Below are 5,586 nucleotides of genomic sequence, written 5' to 3'. Positions count from 1 at the left end.
TTCTCGCGAATGTTCTTTAAAAACTAACAGCCGATAAGTGTGGGCGCTTGATGGCGACGCGGCTTCCAGGTTTTCGGGCTTGGTTGCATGAAGCGAAAGTATCAAGTCTCACACTAGTATAAAGGTAGGTTTTGAGTGTATTTCCAGAGATGGAAAGATAAGCAGAACTTGTCAGTACGTTGAGTGAGCGACCGGTTGGTAAAACAACCGAAAACAGTAACAGGCATTGAACTGAAGAGTTTGATCCTGGCTCAGATTGAACGCTGGCGGCATGCCTTACACATGCAAGTCGAACGGCAGCACGGGGGCAACCCTGGTGGCGAGTGGCGAACGGGTGAGTAATACATCGGAACGTGTCCTGTAGTGGGGGATAGCCCGGCGAAAGCCGGATTAATACCGCATACGACCTAAGGGAGAAAGCGGGGGATCTTCGGACCTCGCGCTATAGGGGCGGCCGATGGCAGATTAGCTAGTTGGTGGGGTAAAGGCCTACCAAGGCGACGATCTGTAGCTGGTCTGAGAGGACGACCAGCCACACTGGGACTGAGACACGGCCCAGACTCCTACGGGAGGCAGCAGTGGGGAATTTTGGACAATGGGGGAAACCCTGATCCAGCAATGCCGCGTGTGTGAAGAAGGCCTTCGGGTTGTAAAGCACTTTTGTCCGGAAAGAAAACCTCTTGGATAATACCTGAGGGGGATGACGGTACCGGAAGAATAAGCACCGGCTAACTACGTGCCAGCAGCCGCGGTAATACGTAGGGTGCGAGCGTTAATCGGAATTACTGGGCGTAAAGCGTGCGCAGGCGGTTTGTTAAGACAGATGTGAAATCCCCGGGCTTAACCTGGGAACTGCATTTGTGACTGGCAAGCTAGAGTATGGCAGAGGGGGGTAGAATTCCACGTGTAGCAGTGAAATGCGTAGAGATGTGGAGGAATACCGATGGCGAAGGCAGCCCCCTGGGCCAATACTGACGCTCATGCACGAAAGCGTGGGGAGCAAACAGGATTAGATACCCTGGTAGTCCACGCCCTAAACGATGTCAACTAGTTGTTGGGGATTCATTTCCTTAGTAACGTAGCTAACGCGTGAAGTTGACCGCCTGGGGAGTACGGTCGCAAGATTAAAACTCAAAGGAATTGACGGGGACCCGCACAAGCGGTGGATGATGTGGATTAATTCGATGCAACGCGAAAAACCTTACCTACCCTTGACATGGTCGGAACCCTGCTGAAAGGTGGGGGTGCTCGAAAGAGAACCGGCGCACAGGTGCTGCATGGCTGTCGTCAGCTCGTGTCGTGAGATGTTGGGTTAAGTCCCGCAACGAGCGCAACCCTTGTCCTTAGTTGCTACGCAAGAGCACTCTAAGGAGACTGCCGGTGACAAACCGGAGGAAGGTGGGGATGACGTCAAGTCCTCATGGCCCTTATGGGTAGGGCTTCACACGTCATACAATGGTCGGAACAGAGGGTCGCTAAGCCGCGAGGTGGAGCCAATCCCAGAAAACCGATCGTAGTCCGGATCGCAGTCTGCAACTCGACTGCGTGAAGCTGGAATCGCTAGTAATCGCGGATCAGCATGCCGCGGTGAATACGTTCCCGGGTCTTGTACACACCGCCCGTCACACCATGGGAGTGGGTTTTACCAGAAGTGGCTAGTCTAACCGCAAGGAGGACGGTCACCACGGTAGGATTCATGACTGGGGTGAAGTCGTAACAAGGTAGCCGTATCGGAAGGTGCGGCTGGATCACCTCCTTTCTCGAGCTCAAAGTGTTTAAGTTGAGCGCTCACGCTTATCGGCTGTAAGAAGACAGGCTAAGGGTCTGTAGCTCAGTCGGTTAGAGCACCGTCTTGATAAGGCGGGGGTCGTTGGTTCGAATCCAACCAGACCCACCACCCCAAGTGCGTGCGAAGACCGGATGTAGACAGACTTTTTAGCATGGCACCCGGGGGGATTAGCTCAGCTGGGAGAGCACCTGCTTTGCAAGCAGGGGGTCGTCGGTTCGATCCCGTCATCCTCCACCAATCTTCAATGGATAAGGTTCTGGCAACAGAGTCGTGTATCCATTGGCGATTGAGCCAGTCAGAAGATGTGAAGGCAACTTTATATCGGCTGAACGTTCTTTAACAATCTGGAAGAAGTAGTAAAGAGATTCACGAAAGCATACTTAGAGATGGGTGTGTGAGTAGGTGAATCAGGGTTGTGATTGTATCGAAGTATGAAAAGGTAATCGAAAGATTGCTTTGGAATACGGCACAACGCGAATACTCAACCTATGGCGAAGCGTCGAAAAGACACACTCGTTATAGGGTCAAGCGAACAAGTGCATGTGGTGGATGCCTTGGCGATCACAGGCGATGAAGGACGCGGTAGCCTGCGAAAAGCTTCGGGGAGCTGGCAAACGAGCTTTGATCCGAAGATGTCCGAATGGGGAAACCCGGCCCGTATGGGTCATCCTGAGCTGAATACATAGGCTCAGTGAAGCGAACGCGGTGAACTGAAACATCTAAGTAACCGCAGGAAAAGAAATCAACCGAGATTCCCAAAGTAGTGGCGAGCGAAATGGGATCAGCCTGTACTCTTTATCTTTGTTGTTAGTCGAACGCTCTGGAAAGTGCGGCCATAGCAGGTGATAGCCCTGTAGACGAAAACAGCGAGGAAGAACTAGGTGTACGACAAGTAGGGCGGGACACGTGAAATCCTGTCTGAAGATGGGGGGACCATCCTCCAAGGCTAAATACTCGTGATCGACCGATAGTGAACCAGTACCGTGAGGGAAAGGCGAAAAGAACCCCGGGAGGGGAGTGAAATAGATCCTGAAACCGCATGCATACAAACAGTCGGAGCCTGGAAACGGGTGACGGCGTACCTTTTGTATAATGGGTCAGCGACTTACGTTCAGTAGCAAGCTTAACTGATTAAGGCAGGCGTAGCGAAAGCGAGTCCGAATAGGGCGTTCAGTTGCTGGGCGTAGACCCGAAACCAAGTGATCTATCCATGGCCAGGTTGAAGGTGCGGTAACACGTACTGGAGGACCGAACCCACTAACGTTGAAAAGTTAGGGGATGAGCTGTGGATAGGGGTGAAAGGCTAAACAAACTTGGAAATAGCTGGTTCTCTCCGAAAACTATTTAGGTAGTGCCTCGTGTATCACCTTCGGGGGTAGAGCACTGTCATGGTTGTGGGGTCCATTGCGGATTACTACGCCATAGCAAACTCCGAATACCGAAGAGTGCAATCACGGGAGACAGACATCGGGTGCTAACGTCCGGTGTCAAGAGGGAAACAACCCAGACCGCCAGCTAAGGTCCCAAAGATTGGCTAAGTGGGAAACGAAGTGGGAAGGCTAAAACAGTCAGGAGGTTGGCTTAGAAGCAGCCATCCTTTAAAGAAAGCGTAATAGCTCACTGATCGAGTCGTCCTGCGCGGAAGATGTAACGGGGCTCAAGCCAGTCACCGAAGCTGCGGATGCACATTTATGTGCATGGTAGGAGAGCGTTCCGTAAGCCTGCGAAGGTGCATTGAAAAGTGCGCTGGAGGTATCGGAAGTGCGAATGCTGACATGAGTAGCGATAAAGGGGGTGAAAAGCCCCCTCGCCGTAAGCCCAAGGTTTCCTACGCAACGTTCATCGGCGTAGGGTGAGTCGGCCCCTAAGGCGAGGCAGAAATGCGTAGCTGATGGGAAGCAGGTTAATATTCCTGCACCATTGTTAGATGCGATGGGGGGACGGATCGCGGAAGGTTGTCCGGGTGTTGGAAGTCCCGGTCCTTGCATTGGAGAAGGCGCTTAGGCAAATCCGGGCGCGGAATTCAAGGGTGTGAGGCGAGCGACTTAGGTCGCGAAGCAATCGGAAGTGGTTCCAAGAAAAGCCTCTAAGCTTCAGTCTAACAAGACCGTACCGCAAACCGACACAGGTGGGCGAGATGAGTATTCTAAGGCGCTTGAGAGAACTCGGGAGAAGGAACTCGGCAAATTGGTACCGTAACTTCGGGATAAGGTACGCCCTTGTAGCTTGACTGGCCTGCGCCAGAAGGGTGAGAGGGTTGCAATAAACTGGTGGCTGCGACTGTTTAATAAAAACACAGCACTCTGCAAACACGAAAGTGGACGTATAGGGTGTGACGCCTGCCCGGTGCCGGAAGATTAAATGATGGGGTGCAAGCTCTTGATTGAAGTCCCGGTAAACGGCGGCCGTAACTATAACGGTCCTAAGGTAGCGAAATTCCTTGTCGGGTAAGTTCCGACCTGCACGAATGGCGTAACGATGGCCACACTGTCTCCTCCCGAGACTCAGCGAAGTTGAAGTGTTTGTGATGATGCAATCTCCCCGCGGCTAGACGGAAAGACCCCATGAACCTTTACTGTAGCTTTGCATTGGACTTTGAACCGATCTGTGTAGGATAGGTGGGAGGCTATGAAACCGGAACGCTAGTTTCGGTGGAGCCGTCCTTGAAATACCACCCTGGTTTGTTTGAGGTTCTAACCTTGGCCCGTGATCCGGGTCGGGGACAGTGCATGGTAGGCAGTTTGACTGGGGCGGTCTCCTCCCAAAGTGTAACGGAGGAGTACGAAGGTACGCTAGGTACGGTCGGAAATCGTGCTGATAGTGCAATGGCATAAGCGTGCTTAACTGCGAGACCGACAAGTCGAGCAGGTGCGAAAGCAGGTCATAGTGATCCGGTGGTTCTGTATGGAAGGGCCATCGCTCAACGGATAAAAGGTACTCTGGGGATAACAGGCTGATACCGCCCAAGAGTTCATATCGACGGCGGTGTTTGGCACCTCGATGTCGGCTCATCTCATCCTGGGGCTGTAGCCGGTCCCAAGGGTATGGCTGTTCGCCATTTAAAGAGGTACGTGAGCTGGGTTTAAAACGTCGTGAGACAGTTTGGTCCCTATCTGCCGTGGGCGTTGGATATTTGAAGGGGGCTGCTCCTAGTACGAGAGGACCGGAGTGGACGAACCTCTGGTGTACCGGTTGTCACGCCAGTGGCATCGCCGGGTAGCTATGTTCGGAAGAGATAACCGCTGAAAGCATCTAAGCGGGAAACTCGCCTTAAGATGAGATATCCCCGGGGACTTGATCCCCTTGAAGGGTCGTTCTAGACCAGGACGTTGATAGGTCAGGTGTGGAAGTGCAGTAATGCATTAAGCTAACTGATACTAATTGCCCGTAAGGCTTGATCCTATAACCAGTGTGTTTTGCGGTCATGGTTAATGCTTCAGCATTTACCAGGACCCCACCCCCGAAGGGGGTACGCAACCAGGTTGAGATTCAAGCGTTGTGCCAACAAGCACAGCCCAAATAACACCAGTAACACCCGTAACACCGAACGCGCTTAACCTCGCGCAGTTCGACTACTTCTTCCCAGATTGGCTACGGCGTTTCCCAACAGAAACACCGCAGCAACAAGTCATGCCTGATGACCATAGCGAGTTGGTACCACCCCTTCCCATCCCGAACAGGACCGTGAAACGACTCCACGCCGATGATAGTGCGGATCTCCCGTGTGAAAGTAGGTAATCGTCAGGCTCCTCATGCCTCAAACAAAAACCCCACCCCAAAAGTGGGGTTTTTGCGTT

At 52.7% G+C, this 5,586-nt stretch carries 2 tRNA genes and 3 rRNA genes; all 5 read left to right on the top strand.

What is annotated here, in order from left to right:
* Positions 1-228 precede the first annotated feature (228 nt).
* The 5 genes from AWB65_RS34085 to rrf all read left to right on the top strand — a co-directional run bounded on the left by AWB65_RS34085 (position 229) and on the right by rrf (position 5,536).
* Positions 229-1,759, top strand: a 16S ribosomal RNA gene (locus tag AWB65_RS34085).
* Positions 1,760-1,820: 61 nt separating this feature from the next.
* A tRNA-Ile gene (locus AWB65_RS34080) sits at positions 1,821-1,897 on the top strand.
* A gap of 53 nt (positions 1,898-1,950) precedes the next feature.
* Positions 1,951-2,026 (top strand) — tRNA-Ala (locus tag AWB65_RS34075).
* 285 nt (positions 2,027-2,311) lie between these two features.
* Positions 2,312-5,191, top strand: a 23S ribosomal RNA gene (locus tag AWB65_RS34070).
* A 231-nt stretch (positions 5,192-5,422) separates the two neighbouring features.
* A 5S ribosomal RNA gene (rrf, locus tag AWB65_RS34065) occupies positions 5,423-5,536 on the top strand.
* Together the 16S, 23S and 5S rRNA genes with 2 tRNA genes alongside form the textbook arrangement of a ribosomal RNA operon.
* Positions 5,537-5,586: the final 50 nt, after the last annotated feature.

This window comes from Caballeronia humi (genome assembly GCF_001544475.1).
GTDB classification, from domain to species: domain Bacteria; phylum Pseudomonadota; class Gammaproteobacteria; order Burkholderiales; family Burkholderiaceae; genus Caballeronia; species Caballeronia humi.
Note: the sequence above shows the minus strand (reverse complement) of the source record. Positions and strands in the feature narration are given on the sequence as shown.